Origin of the sequence: Bradyrhizobium lablabi (assembly GCF_018129385.1) — a bacterium.
Lineage (GTDB): Bacteria > Pseudomonadota > Alphaproteobacteria > Rhizobiales > Xanthobacteraceae > Bradyrhizobium > Bradyrhizobium lablabi_C.
Window position 1 is genome coordinate 379062 of record NZ_JAFCLN010000003.1, and the last position, 25820, is coordinate 404881.

General features: G+C 63.8%; 28 protein-coding genes and 1 riboswitch. Of the genes, 12 read left to right on the forward strand and 16 right to left on the reverse strand.

Annotated features, from left to right (window positions below; all coding sequences use genetic code 11):
- Window positions 1-6: 6 nt before the first annotated feature.
- The 3 genes from JQ628_RS08500 (at window position 7) to JQ628_RS08510 (ending at window position 3754) form a co-directional block, all read left to right on the forward strand.
- Window positions 7-252, forward strand: a complete 246-nt coding sequence (locus tag JQ628_RS08500) for a cysteine rich repeat-containing protein (RefSeq protein WP_212221828.1) — start codon at window positions 7-9, stop codon at window positions 250-252.
- 246 nt (window positions 253-498) lie between these two features.
- A complete protein-coding gene (locus JQ628_RS08505; RefSeq protein ID WP_212221830.1) occupies window positions 499-1995 on the forward strand; it encodes an FAD-dependent monooxygenase in 1497 nt (498 codons plus the stop codon).
- Between the two features lie 175 nt (window positions 1996-2170).
- Complete coding sequence (locus JQ628_RS08510) at window positions 2171-3754, forward strand: L,D-transpeptidase (RefSeq protein WP_212221832.1); 1584 nt, start codon at window positions 2171-2173, stop codon at window positions 3752-3754.
- Window positions 3755-3878: 124 nt separating this feature from the next.
- On the opposite strand, the gene JQ628_RS08515 is transcribed toward JQ628_RS08510, so the two are convergent.
- The gene (locus JQ628_RS08515; protein WP_212221833.1) at window positions 3879-4559 is read right to left on the reverse strand and encodes a hypothetical protein; all 681 of its coding nucleotides are present in this window, start codon (window positions 4557-4559) and stop codon (window positions 3879-3881) included.
- 134 nt (window positions 4560-4693) lie between these two features.
- Window positions 4694-4939, reverse strand: a complete 246-nt coding sequence (locus tag JQ628_RS08520; protein ID WP_212221835.1) for a hypothetical protein — start codon at window positions 4937-4939, stop codon at window positions 4694-4696.
- Window positions 4940-5067: 128 nt separating this feature from the next.
- On the opposite strand from JQ628_RS08520, the gene JQ628_RS08525 reads away from it, so the two are divergent.
- Both JQ628_RS08525 and JQ628_RS08530 read left to right on the forward strand, forming a co-directional pair.
- Window positions 5068-5742, forward strand: a complete 675-nt coding sequence (locus JQ628_RS08525) for a hypothetical protein (protein ID WP_212221837.1) — start codon at window positions 5068-5070, stop codon at window positions 5740-5742.
- 135 nt (window positions 5743-5877) lie between these two features.
- Window positions 5878-6441: a DUF488 domain-containing protein gene (locus tag JQ628_RS08530; protein ID WP_212221839.1), complete on the forward strand. Its 564-nt coding sequence runs from the start codon at window positions 5878-5880 to the stop codon at window positions 6439-6441.
- A gap of 577 nt (window positions 6442-7018) precedes the next feature.
- On the opposite strand, the gene JQ628_RS08535 is transcribed toward JQ628_RS08530, so the two are convergent.
- Window positions 7019-8203: an ABC transporter substrate-binding protein gene (locus JQ628_RS08535; protein WP_212221841.1), complete on the reverse strand. Its 1185-nt coding sequence runs from the start codon at window positions 8201-8203 to the stop codon at window positions 7019-7021.
- Between the two features lie 205 nt (window positions 8204-8408).
- On the opposite strand from JQ628_RS08535, the gene JQ628_RS08540 reads away from it, so the two are divergent.
- Window positions 8409-9014 carry a MarR family winged helix-turn-helix transcriptional regulator gene (locus JQ628_RS08540; protein WP_212221843.1) on the forward strand — a complete coding sequence of 202 codons (606 nt, stop codon included), beginning with the start codon at window positions 8409-8411 and terminating at the stop codon, window positions 9012-9014.
- 16 nt (window positions 9015-9030) lie between these two features.
- Here the strand turns inward: JQ628_RS08540 and JQ628_RS08545 are convergent, their stop codons facing one another.
- Complete coding sequence (locus JQ628_RS08545; RefSeq protein ID WP_212221845.1) at window positions 9031-9363, reverse strand: Rieske (2Fe-2S) protein; 333 nt, start codon at window positions 9361-9363, stop codon at window positions 9031-9033.
- A 45-nt stretch (window positions 9364-9408) separates the two neighbouring features.
- Complete coding sequence (locus tag JQ628_RS08550) at window positions 9409-10635, reverse strand: Rieske 2Fe-2S domain-containing protein (RefSeq protein WP_212221847.1); 1227 nt, start codon at window positions 10633-10635, stop codon at window positions 9409-9411.
- A 93-nt stretch (window positions 10636-10728) separates the two neighbouring features.
- On the opposite strand from JQ628_RS08550, the gene JQ628_RS08555 reads away from it, so the two are divergent.
- Both JQ628_RS08555 and JQ628_RS08560 read left to right on the forward strand, forming a co-directional pair.
- Window positions 10729-11610, forward strand: coding sequence for an SDR family NAD(P)-dependent oxidoreductase (locus JQ628_RS08555; protein WP_212221849.1), 882 nt, complete (start codon window positions 10729-10731; stop codon window positions 11608-11610).
- A 24-nt stretch (window positions 11611-11634) separates the two neighbouring features.
- Window positions 11635-12141 carry a cupin domain-containing protein gene (locus JQ628_RS08560; protein WP_212221851.1) on the forward strand — a complete coding sequence of 169 codons (507 nt, stop codon included), beginning with the start codon at window positions 11635-11637 and terminating at the stop codon, window positions 12139-12141.
- Between the two features lie 23 nt (window positions 12142-12164).
- Here JQ628_RS08560 and JQ628_RS08565 read toward each other — a convergent pair whose 3' ends face one another.
- The 4 genes from JQ628_RS08565 to minC form a co-directional block, all read right to left on the reverse strand.
- Window positions 12165-14456: a mechanosensitive ion channel domain-containing protein gene (locus JQ628_RS08565; protein WP_212222232.1), complete on the reverse strand. Its 2292-nt coding sequence runs from the start codon at window positions 14454-14456 to the stop codon at window positions 12165-12167.
- A gap of 354 nt (window positions 14457-14810) precedes the next feature.
- Window positions 14811-15116 (reverse strand): cell division topological specificity factor MinE, encoded by a 306-nt coding sequence (minE, locus tag JQ628_RS08570; RefSeq protein ID WP_212221853.1) that lies wholly within the window; start codon window positions 15114-15116, stop codon window positions 14811-14813.
- On the reverse strand, window positions 15113-15928 hold the full coding sequence (minD, locus tag JQ628_RS08575) for a septum site-determining protein MinD (RefSeq protein ID WP_212221855.1): 816 nt from the start codon (window positions 15926-15928) through the stop codon (window positions 15113-15115). Before minD ends, minE begins: the two co-directional genes overlap by 4 nt.
- Window positions 15929-15948: 20 nt before the next feature.
- Window positions 15949-16656: a septum site-determining protein MinC gene (minC, locus tag JQ628_RS08580; RefSeq protein ID WP_212221857.1), complete on the reverse strand. Its 708-nt coding sequence runs from the start codon at window positions 16654-16656 to the stop codon at window positions 15949-15951.
- A gap of 426 nt (window positions 16657-17082) precedes the next feature.
- Here minC and JQ628_RS08585 point away from each other — a divergent pair, with 426 nt between their 5' ends.
- The 4 genes from JQ628_RS08585 (at window position 17083) to JQ628_RS08600 (ending at window position 20715) form a co-directional block, all read left to right on the forward strand.
- Window positions 17083-17829 (forward strand): hypothetical protein, encoded by a 747-nt coding sequence (locus tag JQ628_RS08585; protein ID WP_249127620.1) that lies wholly within the window; start codon window positions 17083-17085, stop codon window positions 17827-17829.
- Window positions 17830-17922: 93 nt separating this feature from the next.
- Complete coding sequence (locus tag JQ628_RS08590; RefSeq protein WP_212222236.1) at window positions 17923-19452, forward strand: ABC transporter substrate-binding protein; 1530 nt, start codon at window positions 17923-17925, stop codon at window positions 19450-19452.
- 355 nt (window positions 19453-19807) lie between these two features.
- Window positions 19808-19870: riboswitch (Fluoride riboswitch) on the forward strand.
- 27 nt (window positions 19871-19897) lie between these two features.
- Window positions 19898-20281, forward strand: a complete 384-nt coding sequence (gene crcB / locus JQ628_RS08595) for a fluoride efflux transporter CrcB (protein WP_212221859.1) — start codon at window positions 19898-19900, stop codon at window positions 20279-20281.
- The gene (locus tag JQ628_RS08600; RefSeq protein WP_212221861.1) at window positions 20278-20715 is read left to right on the forward strand and encodes an EamA family transporter; all 438 of its coding nucleotides are present in this window, start codon (window positions 20278-20280) and stop codon (window positions 20713-20715) included. Before crcB ends, JQ628_RS08600 begins: the two co-directional genes overlap by 4 nt.
- A 52-nt stretch (window positions 20716-20767) precedes the next feature.
- Here JQ628_RS08600 and JQ628_RS08605 read toward each other — a convergent pair whose 3' ends face one another.
- The 7 genes from JQ628_RS08605 to JQ628_RS08635 all read right to left on the reverse strand — a co-directional run bounded on the left by JQ628_RS08605 (window position 20768) and on the right by JQ628_RS08635 (window position 25731).
- The gene (locus JQ628_RS08605) at window positions 20768-21214 is read right to left on the reverse strand and encodes a hypothetical protein (protein WP_212221863.1); all 447 of its coding nucleotides are present in this window, start codon (window positions 21212-21214) and stop codon (window positions 20768-20770) included.
- Window positions 21215-21536: 322 nt separating this feature from the next.
- Complete coding sequence (locus tag JQ628_RS08610) at window positions 21537-22310, reverse strand: thioesterase family protein (protein WP_212221865.1); 774 nt, start codon at window positions 22308-22310, stop codon at window positions 21537-21539.
- A gap of 143 nt (window positions 22311-22453) precedes the next feature.
- Window positions 22454-23425 (reverse strand): NAD(P)H-dependent flavin oxidoreductase, encoded by a 972-nt coding sequence (locus JQ628_RS08615; protein WP_212221866.1) that lies wholly within the window; start codon window positions 23423-23425, stop codon window positions 22454-22456.
- A 125-nt stretch (window positions 23426-23550) separates the two neighbouring features.
- A complete protein-coding gene (locus JQ628_RS08620; protein ID WP_249127622.1) occupies window positions 23551-24087 on the reverse strand; it encodes a hypothetical protein in 537 nt (178 codons plus the stop codon).
- Between the two features lie 59 nt (window positions 24088-24146).
- The gene (locus JQ628_RS08625) at window positions 24147-24728 is read right to left on the reverse strand and encodes a YqaA family protein (protein WP_212221868.1); all 582 of its coding nucleotides are present in this window, start codon (window positions 24726-24728) and stop codon (window positions 24147-24149) included.
- Window positions 24729-24794: 66 nt separating this feature from the next.
- Window positions 24795-25193 carry a phosphoribosyl-ATP diphosphatase gene (hisE, locus tag JQ628_RS08630; RefSeq protein ID WP_212221870.1) on the reverse strand — a complete coding sequence of 133 codons (399 nt, stop codon included), beginning with the start codon at window positions 25191-25193 and terminating at the stop codon, window positions 24795-24797.
- 106 nt (window positions 25194-25299) lie between these two features.
- Complete coding sequence (locus JQ628_RS08635; protein WP_212221872.1) at window positions 25300-25731, reverse strand: hypothetical protein; 432 nt, start codon at window positions 25729-25731, stop codon at window positions 25300-25302.
- Window positions 25732-25820: the final 89 nt, after the last annotated feature.

Here is a 25820-nt window from a genome sequence, read left to right on the forward strand (position 1 = left end):
CGATCCATGAAAATGTCGAACCATTTCGCGTCCGCCGCGCTCTCCCTCGTGATCCTCACCGCCAACGCCTTCCTGCCCGCCTCGGCGCAATCCGGCCCGACGCTTCAGGAGCAGATGGCCTGCCGCGGCGATGCCGGCAAATACTGCGCCGAGCATGTCGGCAAGCCGCCGCAGATGAATGCGTGCCTGCGCGCGAACAAGGACAAGCTTTCGGAGTCCTGCCGCAAGGTCGTGGAAGCGCGCGGCGGCTGAGGCTGATTACGGCGTCAGGATTTGTGCCCGCGTTGCTGCCCGAGCAGCGCGGTTGCGGAAGTCGCAGAAATGTCGTGGTGAGCGGAAGCGACTGAAATTACATTCACGGCTTCGGCGTGGAACCAGCCGGAGCGAGCGGACACCACTTCCCCCAAGCCTGATATGTGGTGCGCAAGGGGCTTGCTTCAAGAGTGGGCTCATCCCGTAGAACCGCCGGCCTGAGCCGGAAACTACGGGGATCACGAAATGACTGTATTGCTGTCAACGCGCCGGTCGCGCGCGGCTACGACCGATCATGCGGTGGTGATTGCCGGAGCAGGTCCGACGGGGCTGATGCTGGCGGGCGAACTGGCACTCGCCAGCATCGACGTGGCCATCGTCGAGCGGCGCCCCAACCAGGACCTCGCTGGCAGGCGCGCCGGCGGCCTGCACGCGCGCTCCATCGAGATCCTCGACCAGCGCGGAATCGCCGACCGGTTCCTCTCGCAGGGAAAGACGGGCCAGATCGCAGGCTTCGCCTGGATGCCGCTGGATATCAGCGACTTCCCTACGCGGCACAATTACGGGCTCGCCCTGAAACAGAACGACATCGAGCGCATCCTCGCCGGTTGGGTCGATGAGCTGGCGGTGCCGATCTACCGCGAACGTGAAGTGACGGGGTTTGCGCAGGACGACACCGGCGTCGGTATCGAACTGTCCGACGGTTCGTCGCTGCGGGCAAACTATCTCGTCGGCTGCGATGGCGGACGCAGCGTGGTCCGCAAAACCGCCGGCATCGAATTCCCCGGATGGGACCCGACAATCAGCCACCTCATTGCGGAGGTCGAGATCACAGAAGAGCCGCAATGGGGCTTGCGCCGCGACGCGCTCGGCATCCATGCCTGGAGCAAGCTGGAACATGGAACGGGCGTGATGGTGACCGAGCAGCGCCGCGACCGGACCGGCGAACCCAGCTCGAGTGATCTCCGTGAAGAGCTCACCGCCGTCTACGGGACCGATTACGGAGTCCACGCGGCAACCTCGATCTCCCGCTTCACCGATATGACGCGGCAGGCGGCGTCCTACCGCAAGGGAAGAGTGCTGCTGGCCGGAGACGCCGCGCATGTTCATTACCCCGCAGGTGGACAGGGCCTCAACACCGGCGTGCAGGATGCGGTGAATCTGGGATGGAAGCTCGCCCAAGTGCTCAGCGGGATATCGCCGGAAAGCCTGCTGGATACCTACCATGCGGAGCGGCACCCGGTCGCCGCCACGGTGTTGCGCAACACGATGGCTCAGGTCGCGCTGCTGCGCACGGATGAGCGCACCGACGCGTTGCGCGACATCATGGCCGATCTGCTTGGGATGGACTCGCCGCGCAAGCGGATCGCCGCGATGCTGTCCGGTCTCGACGTTCGCTACGACCTTGGCGAGGGACATCCGCTGCTCGGACGCCGCATGCCCGACCTCGATCTCGTCACATCGGATGGTCCGCTGCGGGTCTTTTCCCTCCTGCACCATGCGCGGCCGGTGCTGCTGAACTTCGGTGAGCCCGGCAGCCTCGACATCACCTCATGGAAGGATCGGGTGCAGCAGATCGATGCAAAATATACCGGCGAGTGGGAGCTTCCGGTGATCGGCGTCGTTACCGCTCCGGAAGCCCTGCTGATTCGGCCGGACGGATATGTGGCGTGGGTGGGGGACGGGTCGGCGCTGCGACTTACTGACGCCCTGACCTTCTGGTTTGGACCACCGGCCGGGTAATCGTGCGGGTTTCCAATGAGATCGGGAGGAAAAGCATCCCGGACAGACGGCTGCGGCAATTTCGGCCTGGGCCGCTCTTCCGGCTGCGCGGGCCGTCGTATATGAGATTTGTTCAGCAAACGCGCCGATAGTTGCTGGCATTTCGACAGTTGCAGGCATTTCGACCAGGGATCGCATGGCAAATCGATTGACAACGATGCAACCCACCGTGGCGATGCGGCGCTGGCGGCCTGCCGCCATCATGACCTTCGCGGCCATCACCGCGCTGACGGCGCTGACCACCGGCGCCGCGGCGCGACAGGCGCGCCCCACGGCACCCACCGAGGCAACGGCGCCGCGCGATGCCGGCGAGCCGATCATGGCGATCGTTTCGATCAAGAGCCAGCAGGTCATCTTCTACGACGCCGAGGGGTGGATTTTCCGCGCGCCGGTATCGACCGGCACGACGGGGCGCGAGACGCCGGCCGGCGTGTTCGCGCTGGTCGAGAAGAACAAGGACCACCGCTCGAACATGTATGACGATGCCGAGATGCCGAACATGCAGCGCATCACCTGGAACGGCATCGCGCTGCACGGCGGCTCCTTGCCCGGGTATGCCGCCTCGCACGGCTGCGTGCGGATGCCCTACGGCTTTGCGGAAAAGATGTTCGACAAGACGCGGATCGGGATGCGGGTGATCATCTCGCCGCACGACGCGGCCCCGGTCGACATTACCCACCCGGCGCTGTTCATGCCGAAGGCGGAAGCCATCGCAGCCGCACCGGCGCGTGCCGAGACGGCCACGCGTGAGGCCGAGGAAGCTGCCAAGGCAGCCGCCGAGGCCAAGAAGACCGCAGCAACTGCGGCGCGCGATGCGGCATCGATGACCGCGGCCCTGCGCAAGCTGGAAACGCTGAAGACCCGCGCGGACGCCGAGCTCGCATTCACCGACAAGGCGCTCGCCAACGCCAAGACAGATCAGGCCAGGGCGCAAGCCGAGGACCGCAAGCAGAAGGCCGCCCTCAAGGCCGCAGAAGCTGCAACGCAGTTAGAGGCCGCCAGGGCCGATGCGAAATCGAGGCCCGATCCCGCTGCTGCCAAGGAAGCCGCGAAAGTGGCCGACAAAAAGAAGGCCGATACCGCCAGAGCGACGACCGACGCCAGGCTCGCGCTCGAACCGGTCTCGATCTACATCAGCCGCGCGACGCAGAAGCTGTACGTGCGTCGCAACACCCATAAGCCCGCACCCGACGGCGGCGGCGAGGTGTTCGATACTTCCATCGAGGTTCCGATCACGATCCGCGATCCCGGCAGGAAGATCGGCACGCATATTTTCACGGCAATGGCGAAGAGCGACGCAGGCCTGCGCTGGAGCGCCGTCACGATCGACGATGCCGATGACGCCAAAAACGCGCTCGACCGCATCACCATCCCGCAGGACGTGCTCGATCGCGTCGCGCCGACCGCCTTGCCGCGGTCCTCGATCATCATCTCGGACGAAGCGCTGAGCAAAGAGACCAACTATCGCACCGAGTTCGTGGCGGTGCTGAGCAACCAGCCGCAGGGCGGCTTCATCACGCGTCCGCGCACACCGGATGTCCTGATTGCGGGCGGCAACGATTGGGGCGCCGACAGCTTCTTCCCGTTCTTCCAGCAGAATCCGTCGCCGCAGCCTGCCAATACGCGGCGGCGCGGCGGCGGGCAGCAGCAATATTATCAAGGCGGCCAATACTACCAACAAGGCGGGCAGGTTTATCAGCAACGCGGCTGGTCGTGGTAAGGCGCACGCCGCGCAGGTCGCTCGGAGCGTTGGCGCCTGATTTTCATCCTACCTTCAAAAGGCAAAGCCCGCTTCGGTGAAAGCGGGCTTCAGGCCATCGGCAGATGGTTGGGCGTGAACCGCGTCAGATCATCGAGGCGACGCGTTCAAGGCCGATGATGCGGGCGAGCGCGCGCACTTCGCGCTTCTGGTCCTCGCGGAGCTGGAACAGCAGTGGCATCGCCGCCGATTTGAGCTGCTGGACTTCATCCCAATCCGGATCGATCGGGGGCGCGCCGGCGGCGGGATCGGACTGGCGGACGGTGTGCATCTTGCGGGCGATGGCGCGCAGCGATTTCTCGACGCCGGGCCAATAGGATTCCTGATCGGGCGACAGCTTCAGCCGCTCCTTGATGCCGGCGATCTGGGCGTCGCTGAGCAGCGTGTAGTTCTTCTGCGCCGGCGGTTGCGGCTTTGCCGCGGCCTTCGGCTTGGGCTGCGGGGCCGGAGCCGGCGCGGTCACGATGCCAGGCGCGCCGATATCGGAGGGGGCGGTGGAGGCATAGGCCTGGCGCAGCGGCTCGGTCAGGACCGGCATCTGCTGCGGCGGCTCAAAGGCGGCGGTCGCCATCGCGACGACGGCGAGCTTGTCCTTCTTGCTTTCCTTGTTGGAGACGGGGCCCCTCGGCGTTGGAGCGGCGGCGGCCAGTTCGAACCGGTCGCTTAGTCCGGCGGACGGCAGGCTGTCGCGTCCCAAAATCGCCGCCGCGGCGGCGCCGACCACGAGAATGCAGGTCAGCGCGACAATCGAGATGGCTCGGGTCAAAAATGGTCTCCGTTTGGGTCGGCGGCTCACTGCTTTATCCCCGAAATGTGAACGGTAATTAAGGCTTAACCGTGCCGCGCCATCAGCGACAGGGCGCGAAAATGAGTGGAAAATCGCCCGAAATGGCCAAAAAATCAGGCCGCTGCGTACAGATCGTAGGCTTCCTGGATGTCGGCGACGATGTCGGAAGCCTCCCACAGGGCGTCCGGGGCGACCGACCGCAGGCTGATGGTCCAGTTGCCTTTGGCCGTGCGGGGCATGCTGATGATGTCGAACTCGACCCCGCGGCAGAGCGGGTGCCGGTCCAGCGCAAAGGCGACGCGGGTCCTGATCTCCTCGAGGGTGGCCGGAGTCTTTGCAAAAAGCCTATCGAAATCCATCCCGCTACCCCCGCAACGCCGGAGGTCCGGCCGTGGCGGCGGACCGTCCTGTCGGACTATTGTTGGCGTCAGCTTGGTTAATGGCGCGTTAAGCGGCCGGATTTTGCGCGGGAAGGCGACACATCGGCATGGCGGGATCGGCACCTGACCTGATGACACCCGAGGTGACGGCGGCGGCGCCGGCACCGGCGGCGGCCTCGGTGCGCGCCGGGGTGCTGGCGGCGGCCACGGTCTCACTGGTCACGCTGTCGATCGCTACTTTCGAATTGTCGATGGCGGACTGGCCATCCGGCTTCGTGCTGCTGGTGATCCTGCCGCTGGCGGCGCTTTTGTTCTTCAGTTGCAGCCTGTGGTCGGCCAGCCAGTTGCTGCGGATCCGGAAAGAGGGCGCAAGATTCGCCCTGCCCTTCCTGATCTGCGCGGCCACGCTGGCGGCGCTGGTCTATGCGCCGTTACAGCAGATCTACCTACAGCGCGATTTCTGGGCGCGCCGCGCCGACCGCGAAAGGATCGTGGCGCGGGTGGAGAATGGCGAGTTGTTTCCGAATGTCAGCTACAACAGGAATTTGATCGCGCTCGGCGAGAACGCGCCGCGCGTCTCCGCCGGCAACGACATCGTGATCGACGATCGCGACGAAGGCGCCTATGTGCTGTTTTTGACCTCGCGCGGGCTAAAACACCATTTCACCGGCTTCCTGCGCGTGCCGCCCGGCGGCGATCCCAAAAAATTCTTCGAGTTCGCGGACAAGCCGCCGTCGCGGCTCGAGCCATACGACAAGGATTGGTGGTTCGTGGCGAATTAGGGTGTGTCTGCTCACAGCGCCGCAAGCGATCGAGGTCCGCAAAGAGCCGGCTTGCTTGGTATGCTGGGATCAAAAATGATCGAGCAGGCTTATTTCAGCCCGGTCAGCGCGTTTTCACCCCGAGGGAGACCATGGATGGCGCACCCGTTCTATACCATCGGTCATGGCACAAGGCCGCTTGGAGAATTCATCGGCCTCCTGCAAAGCGTCGAGGTGACCCTGCTCGGCGATGTACGCACCGTGCCGCGGTCCCGGGCCAACCCGCAATATAACCGGGAAGCGTTGCCGGATGCGCTCCGGCCGCACGGAATAGGCTATGAGCACATGGCCGAGCTCGGCGGCCTGCGCAGTCGCGTGCGCGAGGTGGCGCCCACCGTCAATGCGTTCTGGACCAACGAAAGTTTTCATAACTATGCCGACTACGCCATGGGCGAGCGCTTTCGTGCCGGGCTCGGGCATTTGCGCGAGCTCGGCAAGACCCGGCGCTGCGCGATCATGTGCGCCGAAACGTTGTGGTGGCGCTGCCACCGGCGGATCATCACGGACTATCTGCTTGCCGCCGGCGAGCAGGTGTTTCACATCCTTTCGGCGGGGAAGATCGAACGGGCGATCATCAACGAGGCGGCCCGGCCGCATCGTGCCGACCTCCTGGTCTATCCGGCCGCCCCTTCGGCACAGTCCGACCTGTTCGCGAGGTAGGTTCCAAGGTGGCACTGCGCCGGCTTCCGCGCGTGAGGGCAAGGCGCTCGAGGACTCGCGGCTTCGTCAAGCCGGATCATCCGCTGGTCTTCATAAATTGAGACGTTGCGGATCGGGTGCGTTTGATGTCCGATATACAATCGACGGCGACGCGAAGCTCGAACGTCGCCGGATGTCCGAGTCGGGTTCAGGCTGTGTGTGACAAGGAGGCCAAGAGATGAGGATAATGACCGTGGCGTTCGCTCTCGGAACGACCCTGGTGCTGTGCACTCAGGGAACGTTTAGTGTCACAGCACATGCGCAGGAGGCCAGGGTCGTTCGTGAACCGCGGCAAAGGCCTCTGATCAGGGTGCCTATCGTAACACCAGCCCCATACTGGGATTCCTATATTGTTCCACGATATCGCTACCGGCCTGAGGACGACCGGGTCGATCCATGCGGCGGGCCCGTGGTGCCGGTGATCCGGTTCGGACCTCAAGAAGAAACGGTTCCGTTGTGGTTGGCGAACGAGCTGGGTCTTGGCCGTGTGCATGGCCGAGATTGGCCATGCAGGGGTCGGTAATGCGCCCGCCGCGCATTACTTGATCGCGATCGCGTCGGACATCGTGACCCACCTCGTGCCGTCGAAGCGCTGGGGGCGCAGCGATTTTATCAGCCGGTAATCGTCGCGGCTGGTGTTCACGGTGATTCCTGGAATCAATCCCGGAAGCTTCACCTCTTTCAGCGCGGTCGCCTGCTTCATGATGTTTTCAGGCGAAAGGTCGGAGCCGCAGGCTTCGAGAACCTTCGTCATCAGGACGGCGATATTCCAGCCGGTGAAGTTGAGTTGTTCCTCTATATTGCCCTCCGGGTAATACTTCTTCATGAAGTCCAGCCATTCGAGATAGCCGGGGTCGTTCACCCATTCGGGATCGCCCACCGTTTTGGTCGGCGTCGCCGATATCGCGCCTTTTGAGTATTCAAGCCCTGCCGGCTTCAGGATCGTCGCCACGAAATTGCTGCCGATCGGCAGGAATTGCTGGGCGCGCCAGCCAAGTTCGCCGGCCTTGCGGATGGCTTGCGTGGTGAATTTTCCAGTCGACGCGTTCAAGAATACGTTCGCGTTGGTGCTCGCGAGCGCAACGACCAGCGAGTCCACCGTGGGCGAGGTGACCTCGTACGGGGAAGCAGCCACGATCTCGGCCTTGGAGTCGAGACGGGCCAATTCCGCCTTGAAACTTCGAAGATATTCTCGCCCGTAATCATCGTTCTGGTACAGCACGGCCACGCGCGCCGCCGGGATCGTGCTCGATACGAGTCTGGCGTAGACCGTTGCCTCGGTGCTGAACAGCGTCATCCCCGAGAGCGTGTATGGGCTCGCATGGGGGTCGGCGAAACGGTCGCTCGCGGCAAAGACGAAGAGCTGCGGGATTTTTCGGCTGTTCAGATATTTCTGCACCGCCGCATTCTGCGCCGTGCCCATGCTGCCGAATATCGCGACCGCGCCGTCGCTCTCGACCAGCCGGCGCGTCTGCTCGACCGCCTTGGGCGGACTGTAGGCATCGTCGAGCGATATCAGCTTGACCTTGCGGCCGTTGATCCCGCCCTTTGCGTTGATCATCTCGAAGTAGCGCGTCTGCACCTTGCCGACGGCGCTGAGCGCGGATGCAGCTCCGCTGTAGGGCATGGTTTGTCCCAGAACGAGGTCGCCCTCGTCCGCCATCGATGGCGATGCCGCAATCGCCAACGCAGCCGCGACCAATATCCAGCGCTTGCCCCGCATGCCTCTCCTCCCCTCTTTGTTGTTATTCCAATTTGTCTTCCTAGGAAGATATATTGTCAAGCCGGAACGGACGGCGGCAAATGGTCGCCTTTAGGCTAAGGAGGCCAGCGATCTGCCGCCGGACAGGCCGCAGGGCGACACTGCAATTCCGGAATGATAGACTTTCGTCGGCTGCAATTTCCGGCTTTGGGAGAAGAGTGAAACGATGGCGAAGAGAAGCGTGTCCCGCAACGCGGTCCGGGTCGCAAGAGAACCGGAGAAGTCGATCGCGACCCTCTACGACAACATCGAGGCGGCTTGGCTTCAACAGCGTCCCGACCTCGACATGGCGATGGCGTGCACGCTGCTGCGCCTGGAGCGGGTCAACCAACTGCACGAAATGCGGGTGCAGGCGATATCGAAGACGGTCGGCCTGCAAACCGGCGAGCTTCATGTCCTGCTCGCGCTCAGGCGGTCGGGCAAGCCGTACGAGCTGCGCCCGACCGACCTGTTCCGCGCCCTGCTTGTCACTTCCGGCGCCATGACCAAACGCGTGGCAAGGCTCCAGGAGGGCGGCTTCATCCTTCGTGTCTCCGCCAACGACGACGGCCGCTCCGAACTCGTCCGGCTTACCGCAAAAGGCCTCGCGACCGCCGACCGCGGCATTACCGAAATCGCGCGCGTCGTCGAACGCGTGACGGAAGACAGCGGCTTGACGCGAGCCGAGATCGCAGCGCTCGACCGCGCGTTGCGCAAGCTGCTGACGGTCACCACGGTGGGGGAAGGAAAGCGCAAGAAGCGGCCGGCCGCGGCAGACCAGCGCGCCCGGTGAGGCGGCCTCGCCGCGTTCATCCGGCATTCGCATCATCGATGTTCACGTAAACCTCGCCGTCGCGAACCTCCACCTGAAAGACCCTGATGTCGTCATAGTCGCCCGCCCGGCACTCGCCGTTGCGCACGTCGAACATCGCGCCATGCAGCGGGCATTCGACGACATGTCCTTCGATGAATCCGGTCGACAGCAGCGCAAAGGCATGCGGGCAGACGTCGTCGGTCGCGAAGATTTCGTCGTCGACCTTGTAGAGCCCGATCCGCAATTCGCCGAGCTTGAAGCCCAACGGCTCGCCTTCCGAAAGCTTTGCAGCCGCGCACAGGTGCTGCCAGGTTGTGGTCGCGGTCATCGAATCCTCCGGGGAAGCCGATCGGGGCGATTGTTCTTGCGTGCCTCAGGCCGCTAGCGTCCGCCAATCAACGGCGGACGAAGCCAGCTTGCCGCCGACGGCGCGGATGCTCTTGTAGGACATCGCCTCGCCCTGGCCGCTCTTCGGCGGCTGTCCTTTCATGAAGCGGCTGACTTCGTCGAGCAGCTCGCGGCGGACGCGGATGATCGCCTGATCGGCCGAGCAGAGATATTCCTGGGTGCGATCGACGATCGGCCCCATGCTTACCATCACCACAAAGTCTTCCGTGGGGATGTCGTGAAAGCCGGTGGCGTTGCCGGCCGTCATGATCTCGCGGTTCTGCCCCCAGTTGTTGCTGCGGTCGCCCGGCAGGCCGCCGGACATCGGCCATTGATTGGCGCGCTGCACCCGGCGGAACGAGTCGCAGGGACGCTCAGGATTGTAATAGATGTACCATTGGATCAGGTTTTCATCGTCGATCGGCACCGCGATGATGGCGGTGCGGTCCTGCATCGCCCCGGTGCCGAACACCGGCGGGATCAGCCCGTAATAGGGCATGACGAATTCGGTGACGCGGGCAAGGCGGGAGCCATCGCCGATCTCGCGCAGCGCCGCCGCGCGAAAACCGTACGGCTTCTTCTCGAATTCGTAACCGACCGCCGTGTTCTGCCGCGTCGCCCCGAAATCCGATGCCGACGCCGCCGTCCAGCTCTGGTGCAGCAGCGCAATATGCGAGGAGTCGATGGTGGCTTCGACGCCTTGCAGCCAGTTCGCGTTCAGCTCGATCCCGGCCGTGTAGACCTGCTCGGGCGGCAGATCCATCCATTCGAAGTCGGGCGGCGGCGGAGCTACTCCCTCGCCGAGCCAGACCCAGATCAGGCCGGCTCCTTCGCGCGTCGGATAGGATTTGACCTTCACGGTCTTCATGAATTCCTTTGGGTTGTTCGGCTCGTTCGGCACGTCCAGCACCTCGCCGCGGGCGCTGATCCGCCAGCCGTGAAACAGGCAGGTGACCGCGCAATCGTCGACGCGGCCCAAAGCGAGCGAGGCGCCCCTGTGGGGACAGGCTTCATCGAGAAAGCCGACCTGACCGCCGCCTCCCCTGAACGCCACGAAATTGCGGCCGAACAGTTTGACCCGAACCGGCGCCTCTCCCTTTCGAACGCGCACCGACAGGATGGCGGGCAACCAATAATGCTGCCGGAGCATGCGCCCCATCGGCGCGTCGCCGGTGACGCGGCACAGCAATTCGTTTTCTTCCCTGGAGACCATGACGCATTCCCTCGATTGACGTTCGCGACTTTTGTCATATTATCTTCCTAGGAAGATATCTTGTCAATGCCGGCAATGCGGGGGTGGTTTGCGATGACGGGCGGGAGCTTGAAGAATTGCGTCGCGCTGGTGACGGGCGGCAGTCGCGGCGTCGGCAAGGGCGTTGCCATTGGCCTCGCCGAAGCCGGCGCTACCGTCATCGTCACCGGCAGGACGCGTGGCGGCGGCGACTCGGAGTGGCCCGGATCGCTCGAGGAAACCGTCAACGCCATCAATGAGGCCGGCGGCAACGGCGCGGGTCTATTGTGCGACCATTCCGATGACGATTCGGTGCAGTCCGTGTTCGAACGGATAAAGCGGGAGTACGGCCATCTCGATGTGCTCGTGAACAATGTGTTTGCAGCGCCGCACGTCATGCCGGTCAATGTGCCGTTCTGGCAGATACCGATGTCGCTCTGGGATACGATGCAGCGGGTCGGCCTGCGTTCGCATCTCGTCGCAAGCCGGCTGGCGGTTCCGCTCATGCTGCCGCAGGGACGAGGGCTGATCGTCAACACCTCTTCGGGCGGCGGCATCCGCTACACCTTCAACGTTGCCTTTGGCGTGCAAAAGGCCGGCGTCGACAGAATGGCGCGCGACATGGCGCACGAATTGCGGGGATACGGCATCGCCGCGGTTTCGATCTGGCCGGGATACATCAGAAGCGAAAAGCTCGCGGCGCAGCCCGATCGCGTGCCGCCGGCGCTGGCAAAACTGATCGCCGAGCGAGGCGAAACGCCCCAGTTCGCCGGACGCGCCGTTGCCGCGCTCGCCGCCGACCCTGACGTCATGAACAAGACGGGCCAGATCCTGCTGGCCTCCGAGCTCGCCCTTGAATACGGGTTCACCGATATCGACGGAAAAATCCCGCCACCGCCAAGCCGCGATCCTGCGCCGCTTTCTGTTTTCAACCCTGCCACGTCAAACCAGGCGTAAAGCCCCGCACAACAGGAGGTATCGATGAACATCGCATTGGGAAGAAGTCCCGCGCTGAACCACGACTGGCGTCAGCTCGCGCTGGCTGCCGCCGCCGGACTGATGTGCGCGCTGGCCATCGCCAGGACATTGCCGTTGACGGTCAACGCGGCCATCGCCGTTACCGACACGCTTTGTTCCGACAGCCGTGCGGCGGGTTCGCCGCTCGACAAGGTCGAGCTGATTTCGTCTCACGCCTTGCCGAACGTAGCGGGCAAGCGCGTGACCATCGTGCGGGTGACGTACGGACCGGGCGGCTTCACCCGGCCGCATCGTCACGCGGGCTCGGTAACCGCCTATATCACCAAGGGCCAGGTACGTTCCCAGCTTGCCGGCGGCCCGGTCGAAACCTTCGCCGTGGGGCAGTCGTTCTTCGAGCCGCCGGGCGCCGTCCACCTCGTTTCGGCCAATGCCAGCACCACCGAGATGGCGGAGATGATCGCCGTTTTCGTCGCCGACGAGGGTGCGCAGCTCACCACGTTCATTGATTGATCGGACGCCCTGCGCCGGCGGCGTCAGCCCGCCGCCCGGCGCGGCATCTCGTTCGATGTGCCATCGGCCACCGCCGGCGCCGGAACGTGCATCAGAATGGTCTGGCCGGCGGAAGCGATCTCGATGCCGCATTCCTGAAAGCGCCGCTTCATGCGGCGGTTGAATTCGCGCTGCACCGGCCAGCGCCCGTTGTCGGTGCAGCGGATCTGGCCGACGATCGTCGCCATGGCGCCATCGACCTTGTCGACGCCCCACAGTTCGAGATCGCCGCGGATCGACATCCGGTACTCCGCTTCCTTGCGCATCTCCGCGACGATGTCCTTGAGGATCTGGCCGGCGCGGTCGGTGTCTTCCTTGTAGGCGATACTGACGCTGACGGCGGCATTGCCGGCGCCTCGGCTCGCATTGGTGACGGTCGTCACCGCGCTGAAGGGAATGATGTGCACCGAGCCGTCGCCGGCGCGCAGGCGAATGGTGCGGATCGACACGTTCTCGACCGTGCCCGTCAGGCCCGCGACGCTGACATTGTCGCCGACCTGGACGCCGTTCTCGAGCAGCAGGAACAGTCCGGTGATCAGGTCCTGCACCAGCTTCTGCGAACCGAAGCCGATCGCGATGCCGACGATGCCGGCGCCGGCCAGCAACGGCGCGACATTGACGCCGATCTCACTGAGCGCGGTTAGGCCGACCACGGCGACGATCAGGCACAGCAGCGCCGTGCGGAGCATGGGCTGGAACGTGCGCAGCCGCGCAGCGCGCGCATAATGCCCGTCGCGCGACAGTGCGTTGATCTGGCGATCCATCAGCGCGTTGCTGATCTCCCAGATTGCGGCGGCAACCAGTGCGGCAATCGCAACGGTGGCGAGCGCGGACAACAGGCGGCTGCCGATCTGGCCGCCATAGAACCAGACAACGGCGTCGACGCCCCAGACCTCGAGCACCGCCACGAAGCCGATGAAGCCGATGATCGATGCGACGATCCTGCGCAGCAGCGGCAGATAGCGGTTGGCGCGGGTCTCCAGCCCGGGGAAGCGTTGCAAAATCTCGGGGCGGATCGAGAAGCCGCGGTCGATCAGGCTCAACACCACGATGGTGGCAAGGCGCGCGATCAGGACGACGGCCACGGTGCCGACGAAATATTGCAGCATCAGTGAATAGCCGTTGCGGATATTGAGCGCCCAGACGGCCCAGAGCGCGATATCGAGCGTGATGGCGAGATAATGCCACACCGCCGCGAGACCGTTGCGCGCCCTCGCCGCAACGCCTTCGCGGCCATCGGGGGCGCGGATAAGATCGGCCACCGGCTTACGGCATTGCAGGATGATAACGACGATGAAGAGATGCACGACCAGCATCACCAACCGCAACAGCCCGGCATAGCCGCCGCGATGCAGGCCGAGCAGCAGCGCCACGTTTGCGAACGCGATGCCCGAAACGGCGACGGCGACGATGCGCCGGGCCCAGATCTCGATATAGGCGGCGGTTTCGGCGGGCACGCGCAGCAGCCCGAATGGCCCAACCAGCGCCCGCACGGCGCAGATCAAGGCGCGCGACAGCGCATAGGCGTTCACCACAGCAAGGATCACGAGCCGCACGGTCGGCATGGCGCCGATCTCGGTGCCGACCAGCATGGCGGCCATGCCGACGAACACGGCCACGGGCAGCAATTCGAGCAGCAGGCGTGCGAGCACGAACGGCAACCGGAGCACTGACTGCCACGCGCGCGCCAGGCTGAGACGGCGCCGCTGCGGCGCGGGCGCCACCAGATCGGCAGCTGACGACGGCGGATCGGCGATCGGAAGCGGCGCACTTGCGGCCTGCGGAATGCGCGCTTCGAGCAGCGCCACCGGCCGCTTGATCAGGCGGAACACCAGCCATTCGGCAGCGAAGGCGCAGCAGAACACCAGCGCCAATTTCCAGGCGATGTCGAGCAACAGGCCGTAGGCGTTGGGATCGTTGGCGGTGCGAACGAACCACCAGTAGAACGCCTTGTAGCGCGTGAGCGAGCGCGCGACATCGGCGATCTGGCGCGAAATCTCGCCGATCTGGTCGGAAACCGTTTCCAGCAGTTGCGCACCGAGGCTGTCTGCGGTGAGCGGGATCGCGGACTGCTTTTCCGGCGCTGGCGGCGCCGCCTGCGGCGAAGCGCCGGCAATCGCCCGCAGCGTCTCGATGACCTGCGCGCGCTTCTGGTCGTCCTGGAGCGTGTCGAGGGCGCGCCGCGCCTGATCCGGCGTCAGCACGTCGGGCTTGTTCGCGGCAGGCGCAGGCGCATCATGGGCCGGCGGCGCGCCGCCCTGGGCGAAGGCCGGCATGGTGAGGAGCGCAAAGGCGAGCAGGATCGCGGAGAGGGTTTTTTGCGGCACGAAGACCCCTTCGAATGTGTTGCGCGCAAGCCGGAAGCGGAATTGCGCGTGCGCGTCACGTCGAAGGGTGCCGTTCTCCGCCATCATGTGTCGGAAATTTGCCGACGTAACGGCTTTGTTTTGGCATTTGCCGACACCCGCTATCGAAGCAGGCGGGGTGGTTGGAACCAACTTACTGAATTGTGAAACGATCGAGGTAATCGCGCCTTCGTGATCATCTTTCCGCAATCCAACGCGGACATCCATCGATGTCCGCGTTCTTGTTCCTTAACGCTGGCCGATTGCCTAGCGGACGAAATCCGCCTAGCCCGCCGCCCGCTTGCCGCCGCGGACGTTCCACTCGAAGCCGTTGGGCACCTCGATGTCGACCTCCAGCGTCGAGACGTTCTTGCCACGGTCGAGCTTGACCGTGACCTTGTCCGGGTCGAGCTGGACGTGGCGCGACACCACGGCAAGGATCTCCTCGCGAAGCGTGACGAGGAGGTCCGGCTGGCCGAGCAGGCCGCGCTCATGTGCCAGCAGGATCTGCAGCCGCTCCCGTGCGACCGGTGCGGTCGCGGGCGCGTCAGCAGGGCGGCTGCGGAACAGCCGCAGCAGGTTCATGCTCATGCCGCCCTCCGTCCGAGCAGCCGGTTCATAAAGCCCTTGCGCACGGCCGGGACGGTCATTTCGACTTCCTCTCCCTTGAGGCGGCGCATCGCATCGAAATAGGCGCGGGCCGGCGCGCTGCTTGCGTCGTTGAGGGTCACGGGCGAGCCAACATTGGAGGCGCGCAGCACATCCTGGCTCTCCGGGATGATGCCGATCAGCGGCGTGGCGAGGATTTCCAGGATATCGTCGATGCCGAGCATCTCGCCGCGCGCTGCGCGCGCCGGATCGTAACGGGTGATCAGCACGTGCTTTTCGACCCGCTCGCCCTTCTCGGCCTTGACGGTCTTGGAATCCAGCATGCCGATGATGCGGTCGGAGTCGCGCACGGAAGAAACTTCGGGATTGGTGACGATCACGGCCTCGTCCGCATAGCGCATCGCGAGCGTGGCGCCGCGCTCGATGCCGGCCGGGCTGTCGCACAACACCCAGTCGAATTTTTCGCGCAGTTCGCCGATAACCTTGCCGACACCTTCTTCGGTGAGCGCGTCCTTGTCGCGGGTTTGCGAGGCCGGCAGCAGCCACAGGCTCTCCAGCCGCTTGTCGCGGATCAGCGCCTGCGGCAGTTTTGCGACGCCCTGCACGACATTGATCAGGTCGAACACCACGCGTCGTTCGGCGCCCATCACGAGGTCGAGGTTGCGCAGGCCGACATCAAAGTCGACGACGACCACGCTTTCTCCGGAATGCGCGAGCGCGGCGCCGAGCGCCGCCGTGGACGTGGTTTTGCCAACACCACCCTTGCCTGACGTCACGACCAGGACCTTGGCCATCGTAATATCTCCTTAGCCGGTTAATTCAGCGGGGTAATCTTCATGACGCCGCCCTCGAGCCAGGCCTGGGCCGGGCGGTTGCGAAGCGAGGCATCGATTTCTTCTGCCGTCTGGTAATAGCCATCGATGGCGAGCAGCTCCGCCTCGATCTTCTGGCAATAGATCCGCGCGGACGAATTGCCGTTGACGCCGGCCATCGCCCGTCCGCGCAGCGTTCCGTAGATGTGGATCGAGCCGCCGGCGACGATCTCGGCGCCGGATCCGACCGAACCCAGCACGGTGACGTCGCCGTCGGGGAAGATGATCGACTGGCCCGAGCGCACCGGGCTGTCGAGCAGAAGCGAGGTGGACTTCGGCTTTGTCTCACGCTTGGGCTGCGTATCGGTGCGCGTGATCACGCAGGGACGTCCGCCGGTGAGCATCGGCGGCATGCTCGATGTCAGGCGATCGGCCGCCACGCCCTCGATGCCGAGGACGCGGATGTTGCGCTGTTCGAGGCTGGTGACGAGATGGGCGATCGCGCCCTGGCTGAGATCGACGCCGGACAGATCGAGCACGACGGGCTTGCCGACAAAGAAGCCCGGCGAAGACGCCAGCGTCGCGTCGATCTCGGCGAGCCATTCCACGATCGGCACGACCGGGGCGAACACGTATGCGACGTAGGAGCGGCCGCGGAGCCGCACCTGTTGACGGGTGGCATCCGCCCTGCTGTCCGCTCTGCCGTGCATGATGTTCGACTCGCTTTCTTATCGAATAGTTAAAAATCAACGGACTTGGTTAACGGATGATTAACGTTCGTTCGGTTTCGCCGCGTCTGTGCACAGGCTGTCGCGAGCGAATCAGACGCGGTGCCGTTAACCAAACATGTCAGTGATTTTGTTCACCTGATGGCCGCGCGTCATCGACGCGTCACAGTCCCGGGCGGCTTGGCTGGCGCCATCAAGGGCTTACGCGGCTTGCGGACAAGTTGTTCCTTGCCAAAAACACAACGAGGTTTGGACATGTTTTCGGCCTAATAATGTCCGTTCGCTGTTCCATCACGTACCGGTGACGTGCCGGCTTGGGCGCCGGGGGTCGCTTCCGCAAAGCAGCTTGCGGACACTTGCCGAAGGGGATGAGGCAATGGGGATGGGATGGAGCGGAGCGGTTGCGGGATGCGTCCCGCAGGCCGGTGCGGTGTGCCGCACGCTGCCGATTCTGTCTCCACTTGGATTCAAACTTTCCGATCAAGCTTTGCAACTTTTTTGGGCGGGCCGCGCATTGTGCGCGACACGGCGCATCGGGTTGCGGCCCTGGTCATCCTCGTTTCGGAACAACCTGCCACAATCAGAAAAGCCGTGAGGAGTAGGCGTATGAGTAGCGTTAGCGAGCAAGACCATCTCGATCCCAAGGATCCCCTGTCCTACGCGCCGCGCTGGTTGCGGGAAAAGCGCGAGGCAGCTCCGACGCTTTCGCCGGAGCCCATCGATACGCAGCTCGAAAAGGCCGTGTCCAACGCGCTGCGCCACCCGCTCGATCCGCAAGTGATCGAGGAGCCGGAAGAGCTGACGCGCGAGTTGCGTCGGATGGCCATCCTCGGCGTTGCCGGCCGCTTCGCCGCCGCCGTCGGCGTATCAGCGCTGGTAGCGTTGTTTTTCGTGGTGATGATCCCCGCGTCGCGGTCGCCAGAAGGCATCAACCTGTCCGCCTCCGCCGTCATCGATCAGATCAAGACCGCGCTGGCTTCGCAGCCGGCGCCGGAAAATGCCGGCGCGCCGCCGGCGTCTTCCGAATTGCAGACCCTTCTTGCCACCACCCCCCCTTCTTCAGAGCCTGTAACGCGCGAGCAGTCCGAGCAGTTGCTGAACCAGTTCGTTCAATGGCAACACAAGCCCGCGCCGAACCAGGCATCTCAACCCTGATTGCCTAGGAGATTGACGATGTCCGACCACAGAGTTGGCAAGGCCCGGACCCTCGAGGTCTTGCGGCGCATAACGCATCGCCCGCGCTGGACGATGATCCTGCTTGGCACGCTGATCGCGAGCGCCGCCACGGCGGCGCCCAGCAATGTGGATGTCGTTCGCGACCTCGCCACGCGCGTCGGACCGATCATCGGCTCGGCGCTGGCGTGCACGGACATCGCCCGCCCGCGCATCCAGACGGTTGTCGACAAGTTCGTGGCCGTCATCCGCGAGACCGCGCCCAACGAAGCCATCCGCGTCGACCTCACGCAGGTGCTCGACCGCAGCGTCGCCGACGGCCGCGCAGCCATCTCGTCGGGACGGGCCGATTGCAGGAGCACCGACCGGCAGCTCGCCGAACTTGAACGCTCGATCGCTGCGCCCGCACCGAGTTTGTCGGGCATGATCGGACCGTCGGCGGCGGTGGCGGCCACCACCCCGACGGCACAGGTCAACACTGCGCCCCCGGTGCGCGGCATGACCGACCGCGAAATCCGCTTCGGCATCGCAGCCCCCTTCTCCGGCCCCAACAAGGAGCTCGGGCGCCAGATGAAGCTCGGAATCGATGCCGCCTTCAACCGCATCAACGACGCCGGCGGCGTCGACGGCCGAATGCTCCGGCTGGTTGCGGCCGATGACGGCTACGAGCCGACGCGCACCGTCGAGGCGATGCGCCAGCTCTATGAAAAGGACCAGGTGTTCGGCATTGTCGGCAATGTCGGCACGCCGACCGCCGCCGTTGCCGTGCCGTTCGCACTGGAGCGCAGAATGCTGTTCTTCGGGGCATTCACCGGCTCGGGCATTTTGCGCCGCGATCCCCCGGATCGCTACGTTTTCAACTATCGGGCCAGCTATGCCGAGGAAACCGACGCAACGGTACGCTATCTCGTGAAAATCAGGCGGCTGAAGCCGCAGCAGATCGCGGTGTTCGCGCAGCAGGATTCGTATGGCGATTCCGGATTCCAGGGCGTGGCGAAAGCGTTCCGCGCGATGGGCGTCAACGACAACACCATCGTTCGCCTCAACTATCAGCGTAATACCGTCGACGTCGACGACGCCATCAACCAGCTCAAGCTTCAGAAGAACATCAAGGCCATCGTCATGGTCCCGGGCTACCGGGCCGCGGCGAAGTTCATCGAAAAGACGAAGGATCTATTCCCGGGCCTGATCTACACGAGCGTGTCGTTCGTCGGCTCCACGGCGCTTGCGGAAGAACTGAAACTGCTCGGGCCGCGCTACGCCAACGGCGTGATCGTAACCCAGGTGGTTCCGGCCGTCTCCGGCTATTCGTCGATCGTGCTCGAATACAAGAACGCGCTCGCCAAGTATTTCCCGGGTGAGGCATCGGACTACGTTTCGCTCGAGGGCTATGTGGCGGCCAATGTGCTGATCCAGGGCATCAAGCGGGCTGGACCGCAGTTCGACACCGAAAAGCTGATCGACGTGCTGGAAAATACCCGCAACTTCGACCTCGGCCTCGGTGCCCAGCTCAGTTTTGGCCGCGCCGAACATCAGGCGTCGCACAAGGTCTGGGGCACGGCGATGGACGAGACCGGCACGTATCAGCCGATCGAGCTGGAATGATCGAGCTGCGTTTTATGCGCTAGCGTGGCAGGAAGAATTCCGGCCACAGCGCGCGCTATTTGGCGCCCGGCGCATGATAGTCCTTCGGCGTGGTGTCGTGGCACTCGGCGCCGGCAGCGGGCATGATCCAGCCCTGCGCGCTTCGCGTGAACATGTGCGCGACCGGGATTAGCCAGTTTGTGTCATCGAGCGATCCGGCGCGGGCATTGATCGAATCCGGTCAGTTGATGTCCGCTTTGCTACTAAAGCAGCGCGGTTGCTGCGTGGCAGCGAAATGACGCGATGACCAATAGACGAACTGGGACGCCCGCGAATTGGGGCCCTTGTCGGTACAGACTGGTTCGCCTATCTACCCCATAGTGATGGGGATGGGGTTCCCCCGAGAACCGCCGTTTTGGCTGATGACTCCTACTGAGCGCGAGAGCGCAGGTAGGAGCATGTGTAAATGGCCCCTCAATTCATTCTTGCTGTAGCCGCCGGTGGCGCACTCGGATCGGTCGCGCGATATTTGGTCGGCGTCGGATCGGGAAGGCTCTTCGGAACCGACTTTCCTTGGGGCACGCTCATGATTAATGTGACCGGCTCATTTCTGATTGGTGCATTCGTCGGCCTTTTCGCAGCCAAATGGGATTTGTCGCAGGCAATGCGGATATTCCTGACGGTTGGCATTTGTGGCGGCTTCACGACATTCTCCACATTCTCTCTGGACGCCTACTACTTGATTGAACGTGGACAGACGTTGGCATCATGGGCCTACATGATGGCTTCGGTAGCGCTGTCCGTTGGTGCCTTGATCACGGCGCTGCAGCTTGTTCGGGCAGCCCTATGAAGAATCTTTTTCTGTCCTGGGTACCGTGGGCGGTGCTCTCTGCCGGATTCGCAGCTTTAACTGCAATCTTTGCAAAGGTCGGTATCGAGAACATCAATTCGGACTTTGCAACGTTTATTCGCACCGTCGTCATCTTGTTGGTGGCTGGAATGATCGCTTACGCCTCCGGCAACTGGCAGGGGCCGTCCAGCGTGTCCGCGAAGACGTGGCTGTTCCTCATCCTATCGGGCGCGGCGACCGGCGCCTCTTGGATTTGCTACTTCCGCGCTTTGAAGCTGGGAGATGCCGCGCGCGTTGCTCCGGTGGATAAGCTCAGCGTCGTCTTCGTGTCGCTTTTTGCGGTACTCTTCTTGGGCGAGCGGCTTTCGCTGCCGAATTGGCTTGGCGTGATACTGATCGCTTGCGGTGCTGTTCTCGTTGCCTACCGAGCGTAAGAAACGCGCACCCGATCAGCACGAACGGTTGCCCAAAACCCAACGACCGCCATCAAGCTCTGGATATTGTCTTCATCGGCTTTTTGGACACGAGCTTTCGCAGATCACGTAGCAAGTCGTCGGCCAATTCCGAAAGGCAGTTGATTTCCTTTTGCGCGTCAATAGCGTGCTGTTTGCACAACTCCCTCGATTCGTTTTTCGTCGATGCGAGCGCATGGAGGTGCCCGGCAAGGCCACCGGCACGCGTGAAAAAATAAGCGATCTTTCGCTGAAGCGCAGCGTCGAAAAAGTCGAGTCGATCCGCATTGGATTCATAAACGGAGAACTTTGGCAATGTGAAAGCGGTGAGTTCGTCAAGATGCTCCTCGGCCTCGAACTCCATATCCTCAAGCTTCCGAACTTCTTCAAAGCCCTCCATGCTATCTATAACAGCTGCTATTTCTCCAATGAGCGCTGACGAAAGGCCTCGTCTGGCGCGGCAACGTCCAAAATGCAGCATGGCCTCCTCCCGGTTATTCGACGACCGGATCGTGCGCGAGAACAAGCCTGAAGGTATCTTACAGCAGACTGCGGGTTGATGCCATTAACCCACGGCGTCAGGCGGCGTCACCCCAAGACGGCTTGTTTCAACCGCTGCCCTGGATGGGGAAGCCATACTTACACATGAAGCGGCAGCCTGCGCCAAATGTCCGTTTAGGACCGCAGAGCAGCCGCCGGGCAGGGGAAGCGCGGGCCGCGCACCGATCATCAATAGCTCCGAATCGAAACGCGCGTCAGCCCACCGGAAAACTGCGGCCGCCTCCACGTCGCAAGAAAGCGCTTCAGCGCTTTTCGATCACGAGGCTCTGGATCGCGCGGCCGAAATAACCTCTCACGTCGGCGAGCCTTGCCATCGCAAGCCCCGCGCCATCGGGCCCGATCCAGGATTCGGCGTCGAGCAAGATCCATTCGCCGACCGGCTGGCGCGCCATGCTGACGGTGAGATCGGCATTGAGAAAGGTCCATTGCCGGAAATCCAGCACGGCCGAGGTGCCGTTGCAGAAATCGGCGGCGACCACCGCGCGCATCGCCTGCGATATCGCAAAACCTTCGACCAGCGGCCGGTCGGCGCGATACCAGATCGCGCCGGGGCCGGGCACGCCGAAGCTGCCGCGCGCGGCGCGCAGCGACATGCCGGTCAGGAAAGGGCTGGAGGAAAACTCTGCGTCCTCGATGCGCGATTGATCGGGGCCAGGCAGCTCGAGCGCGGGCTCGGCCGCTTCAGGCGGCAATTGATGGACCTGCGACTTGATCTTCAGCACAGTGGCGCCAACGGTCAGCACGCCGTCGGCGAGCAGCCGGACCGCGCAGAGCTGGATCTTGCGTCCCTCGCGCAGGACTTCCGTCTCCAGCGTCAACGGCGCCACCGGCACCGGGCGCATCAGGTCGATGGTGACGCGCGCGACCTGCATCGGCACCGGCGTTGCGATCCGCTCGGCCGCCCACACCACCAGCGAAGCCGGCGCGGAGCCGTGCTGCATCCCGGGGTCCCAGGGACCGGCGGCGTGCGGGCTGGTCGTGACGCGATTGCCGTCGACGCGGAAGATGGCGTCCATTGGTCGATTCTCTTGCGACGTTCCCCGGATGCTGCGCAGCGCGAAGCGGTGCGCTGCTGATCCGGGGTCCATGGATGGTGGCTGGCATGGGTTCCGGCTCTGCGGAGCAGCGTTGCACGCTGCACCGCGTCCGGGACACGAATTCAGGCAAGCGCGGGATCGACGGCTTCGGCGTATTCCTTTTTGAAGCGCGCGATCAGCTCTGCGGCGGGGACGATCTTGCCGACGCTGCCGACGCCCTGGCCGCTGCCCCAGATTTCCTTCCAGGCTTTTGGCTTGGCGCGTTCTCCTGACGCATCCGTGCCAAAGCTCATCTTGGAGGGATCGGAGGTCGGCAGGTTGTCGGGGTCCATGCCGGCCGCAACGATCGAGGGCTTGAGGTAATTGCCGTGCACGCCGGTGAACAAATTGGAATAGACGATGTCCTCGGCCGATGAGGTCGTGATCATCTGCTTGTAGCCTTCGACCGCATTGGCTTCCGCGGTGGCGATGAAGGCCGAGCCGATATAGGCGAAATCAGCGCCCAGCATGCGCGCGGCACGGATGGCGCGGCCGTTGCCCATCGCGCCCGACAGCGCGATCGGGCCGTCGAACCACGCACGCGTCTCCGCCACGAAGGCAAAGGGCGAAATCTCGCCGGCATGGCCGCCGGCGCCGGCGGCGACCAGGATCAGCCCGTCGGCGCCCTTCTCGATCGCCTTGTGCGCGAATTTCTGGTTGATCACGTCGTGGAAGACGATGCCGCCCCACTGGTGCGCGGCCTGGTTCAACTCCTCGCGCGCGCCGAGCGAGGTGATCATCATCGGCACCTTGTGCTTCTCGCAGACCGCAAGGTCCTGCTCGAGCCGGTTGTTGGACTTGTGCACGATCTGGTTCACCGCGAACGGCGCCGACAAGCGGTCGGGGTGCGCCTTGTCATGCGCGGCCAGCTCTTCCTTGATCCGCGCGATCCATTCGTCGAGCAACGCCGCCGGGCGGGCGTTGAGCGCCGGAAACGATCCGACCACGCCCGCCTTGCACTGGGCGATCACCAGATCGGGCACGGAGATGATGAACAGCGGCGCCCCGATCACGGGTATCGACAGACGGCCCTTGAACAGAGCAGGCATGGACATGCGAATGATCCTTACGTTTTCTTGCCTTGCGTTTCTTTCGGCGATCCAAGAGATGGCGGCCGTCATACCAACAGCGCCATCTTTCCAGTGTCAAGTATTGCGTTTTGGCGCTGGCGCGGCGTGATCTACTGGCACAACGCCTTGATCACGTAATTTTCCGTCTTGCAGTCGCCCGGCTGGCGCTTCCTGCCCGGAATGAACACTTTCGGAGAACATTTTTCCGCGGCGTCGATGTCGAGGCTCTTGCCTTCCTTGTAGCCCTTGGTCTGGCACAGGCGGTCGGCGCCGGCCTTGCAGTCCGGCGCGCCATTGGGCCCCGCCACGCAGGCCATGCGGCCGCTCACCATGGTCGAGGGCTTCGCCATGTTGGTCAGGCTTTCGCTCGCGCCCTTGATGTCGTCGAGCGTCTCTGACGGGCCCTTGATCCTGGGCAACTTGTCCCAGAGCTTGCCGATTTCGTTGAACAGGCCGGGATTCTCTTCCTGCGCCGGCGGCGACGGAGGCGGCGGTGCGGCTTGCTGGGGGGCCACCGGCTGCTGCGGCGGAGATTGCAGGCCAAGCGATGGGGGCGCGGCTTGCGGCCAGCCGGCGGTTGCGCCGATCAACAGCATCGACAATGCCGCGCCGGCGGTGGCGGCGCGCATCCCGAGTCGCTGGTCCATTCCATCAAGCATGCGGCGAGCGTAACCCCTGGCCGAAGCCGCGGCAAAGGCCAATGGTGCTAGACCAGCTTCACCGCGATGTAGAATCCCAGCACGAGGACGACGGCACCGATCACCACCCAGAGCGTAAGGTTCTTCTCGAGCTGGACGCGGATGAAATCGCCATAGCGGTTGAGCAGGACGGCCAGGAAGAAGAAACGGCCGCCGCGCGCCACGATCGAGCACAGAATGAACAGCCAGATATCGTAGCCCGCAAACCCTGACGTGATGGTCACGAGCTTGTAGGGGATTGGCGTCAATCCTTTCAGCAAGATGATGACGGCGCCCCACTCCGCATAGGACTGGCGGAAGGTCTCGACCTTGTCGGTGAGATTGTAGATGTGCATCAGCCACTGCCCGATCGAGTCGTAGAGCAGCGCGCCGATGGCATAGCCGACGACGCCGCCGGCAACAGAAGCAACGGTGCAGACCCCGGCGAAGAACCATGCCCGCTTCGGCCGCGCCAGCGACATCGGCAGCAGCATCACGTCGGGCGGGATCGGAAAGAACGAGCTTTCCGCGAACGACACCGCCGCCATGATCCACAGAGCGTACGGTTTGTCGGCGGCGGCGATGCACCAGTCGTAGATACGTTTCAGCATGGCCGCGATGAACCATCATGGCGCGGAAATGTCCATGCCGGGAAATGCAGGATTTGGGGGTGTTTTTCAGCGCCTTTTGCGCAGGCGGCCTTCCAGCGCGACAATTCGCCGCCGCACCTCGGGCGTTGCCGGAATCTTCGGCATTTTGACCGGCGTTTTCGGCAGCTTCTCGGCGATCCCGAGCAGACGCTCGCGCCGCTCCATCTCGCGCCAGACATCCTCGGGGCGGACGCCGGCCGCAGCCCAGAGCACGGTGAGATTGTAGAGCAGGTCGGCGCTCTCGCGGACAACGGCCGGAGCATCGCCATTGACGGCGTCGATCACGACCTCGATGGCTTCCTCGGCAAGCTTCTTGGCCATCTTGGAAGGGCCGCGTTGAAACAGCCGTGCGGTTCGCGACGTGGCCGGATCGAGATCCCTGGCCGCGATGACAGCCTGATACAGCCGCTCGAGCGAATCACTCATAGCCCGAACTTAGTCCAAAGCGGTCGACAGCGCGTTAACATATGGTGCGGCAACGAAAAATTCCGCCGGCCAGATCGGCCGGCGGAATCGTAACTTGCAGTTGTGGTTACCAGCTTGCGAGCGGATGGCCCTGATAATAGGGCGTTCCGGAACGGTAATAGCCGCCGCCGTAGTACGGACCGCCGCCATAGCCGCCATAATAGGCCGGGCCACCGTAATAGACCGGACCACCGCCATAGTAGCCGTAATTGTCGTAGTAGTAGTCCCGACGGCTGTTGGCCGCGGCGATCGCAATGCCGGTGCCGACGATGCCGGCGAAGGCCGCGGCGGCAGCAGCGCCACCACCGCCACGATAGTACCGGCGGCGGGCGCTGAAATCGGTGGCGTCGCTCGTGCCGGAGGCAGCCGTCAGTCCCTGCTTCTTCGCAGGCCCGGCGACAGCCAGCGACGGCTCTACGGCCGTCAGCGCCAGCGCCGCCACCGTCGCCAGCGCGGTGGTACGGCCGATCGATGAAAACAAACCCTTTCGCGCGAACATGTTCGCTATCCTCCGTGGAAGCCGGCCTGACTGCAGGCCTGCGATAGCTAACCACTGAGCCGATATTGGGTTCCCCAACCCGAATGCAA

What these genes read in the sequence shown, in the direction of transcription:
- JQ628_RS08500 (WP_212221828.1), top strand. Translation starts at nt 7, where the DNA reads ATGAAAATGTCGAACCATTTCGCGTCCGCCGCGCTCTCCCTCGTGATC.
- JQ628_RS08505 (WP_212221830.1), top strand. Translation starts at nt 499, where the DNA reads ATGACTGTATTGCTGTCAACGCGCCGGTCGCGCGCGGCTACGACCGAT.
- JQ628_RS08510 (WP_212221832.1), top strand. Translation starts at nt 2,171, where the DNA reads ATGGCAAATCGATTGACAACGATGCAACCCACCGTGGCGATGCGGCGC.
- JQ628_RS08520 (WP_212221835.1), bottom strand. Translation starts at nt 4,939, where the DNA reads ATGGATTTCGATAGGCTTTTTGCAAAGACTCCGGCCACCCTCGAGGAG.
- JQ628_RS08525 (WP_212221837.1), top strand. Translation starts at nt 5,068, where the DNA reads ATGGCGGGATCGGCACCTGACCTGATGACACCCGAGGTGACGGCGGCG.
- JQ628_RS08530 (WP_212221839.1), top strand. Translation starts at nt 5,878, where the DNA reads ATGGCGCACCCGTTCTATACCATCGGTCATGGCACAAGGCCGCTTGGA.
- JQ628_RS08535 (WP_212221841.1), bottom strand. Translation starts at nt 8,203, where the DNA reads ATGCGGGGCAAGCGCTGGATATTGGTCGCGGCTGCGTTGGCGATTGCG.
- JQ628_RS08540 (WP_212221843.1), top strand. Translation starts at nt 8,409, where the DNA reads ATGGCGAAGAGAAGCGTGTCCCGCAACGCGGTCCGGGTCGCAAGAGAA.
- JQ628_RS08545 (WP_212221845.1), bottom strand. Translation starts at nt 9,363, where the DNA reads ATGACCGCGACCACAACCTGGCAGCACCTGTGCGCGGCTGCAAAGCTT.
- JQ628_RS08550 (WP_212221847.1), bottom strand. Translation starts at nt 10,635, where the DNA reads ATGGTCTCCAGGGAAGAAAACGAATTGCTGTGCCGCGTCACCGGCGAC.
- JQ628_RS08555 (WP_212221849.1), top strand. Translation starts at nt 10,729, where the DNA reads ATGACGGGCGGGAGCTTGAAGAATTGCGTCGCGCTGGTGACGGGCGGC.
- JQ628_RS08560 (WP_212221851.1), top strand. Translation starts at nt 11,635, where the DNA reads ATGAACATCGCATTGGGAAGAAGTCCCGCGCTGAACCACGACTGGCGT.
- JQ628_RS08565 (WP_212222232.1), bottom strand. Translation starts at nt 14,456, where the DNA reads ATGCCGGCCTTCGCCCAGGGCGGCGCGCCGCCGGCCCATGATGCGCCT.
- minE (WP_212221853.1), bottom strand. Translation starts at nt 15,116, where the DNA reads ATGAGCATGAACCTGCTGCGGCTGTTCCGCAGCCGCCCTGCTGACGCG.
- minD (WP_212221855.1), bottom strand. Translation starts at nt 15,928, where the DNA reads ATGGCCAAGGTCCTGGTCGTGACGTCAGGCAAGGGTGGTGTTGGCAAA.
- minC (WP_212221857.1), bottom strand. Translation starts at nt 16,656, where the DNA reads ATGCACGGCAGAGCGGACAGCAGGGCGGATGCCACCCGTCAACAGGTG.
- JQ628_RS08585 (WP_249127620.1), top strand. Translation starts at nt 17,083, where the DNA reads ATGCGTCCCGCAGGCCGGTGCGGTGTGCCGCACGCTGCCGATTCTGTC.
- JQ628_RS08590 (WP_212222236.1), top strand. Translation starts at nt 17,923, where the DNA reads ATGATCCTGCTTGGCACGCTGATCGCGAGCGCCGCCACGGCGGCGCCC.
- crcB (WP_212221859.1), top strand. Translation starts at nt 19,898, where the DNA reads ATGGCCCCTCAATTCATTCTTGCTGTAGCCGCCGGTGGCGCACTCGGA.
- JQ628_RS08600 (WP_212221861.1), top strand. Translation starts at nt 20,278, where the DNA reads ATGAAGAATCTTTTTCTGTCCTGGGTACCGTGGGCGGTGCTCTCTGCC.
- JQ628_RS08605 (WP_212221863.1), bottom strand. Translation starts at nt 21,214, where the DNA reads ATGCTGCATTTTGGACGTTGCCGCGCCAGACGAGGCCTTTCGTCAGCG.
- JQ628_RS08610 (WP_212221865.1), bottom strand. Translation starts at nt 22,310, where the DNA reads ATGGACGCCATCTTCCGCGTCGACGGCAATCGCGTCACGACCAGCCCG.
- JQ628_RS08615 (WP_212221866.1), bottom strand. Translation starts at nt 23,425, where the DNA reads ATGTCCATGCCTGCTCTGTTCAAGGGCCGTCTGTCGATACCCGTGATC.
- JQ628_RS08620 (WP_249127622.1), bottom strand. Translation starts at nt 24,087, where the DNA reads ATGGACCAGCGACTCGGGATGCGCGCCGCCACCGCCGGCGCGGCATTG.
- JQ628_RS08625 (WP_212221868.1), bottom strand. Translation starts at nt 24,728, where the DNA reads ATGCTGAAACGTATCTACGACTGGTGCATCGCCGCCGCCGACAAACCG.
- hisE (WP_212221870.1), bottom strand. Translation starts at nt 25,193, where the DNA reads ATGAGTGATTCGCTCGAGCGGCTGTATCAGGCTGTCATCGCGGCCAGG.
- JQ628_RS08635 (WP_212221872.1), bottom strand. Translation starts at nt 25,731, where the DNA reads ATGTTCGCGCGAAAGGGTTTGTTTTCATCGATCGGCCGTACCACCGCG.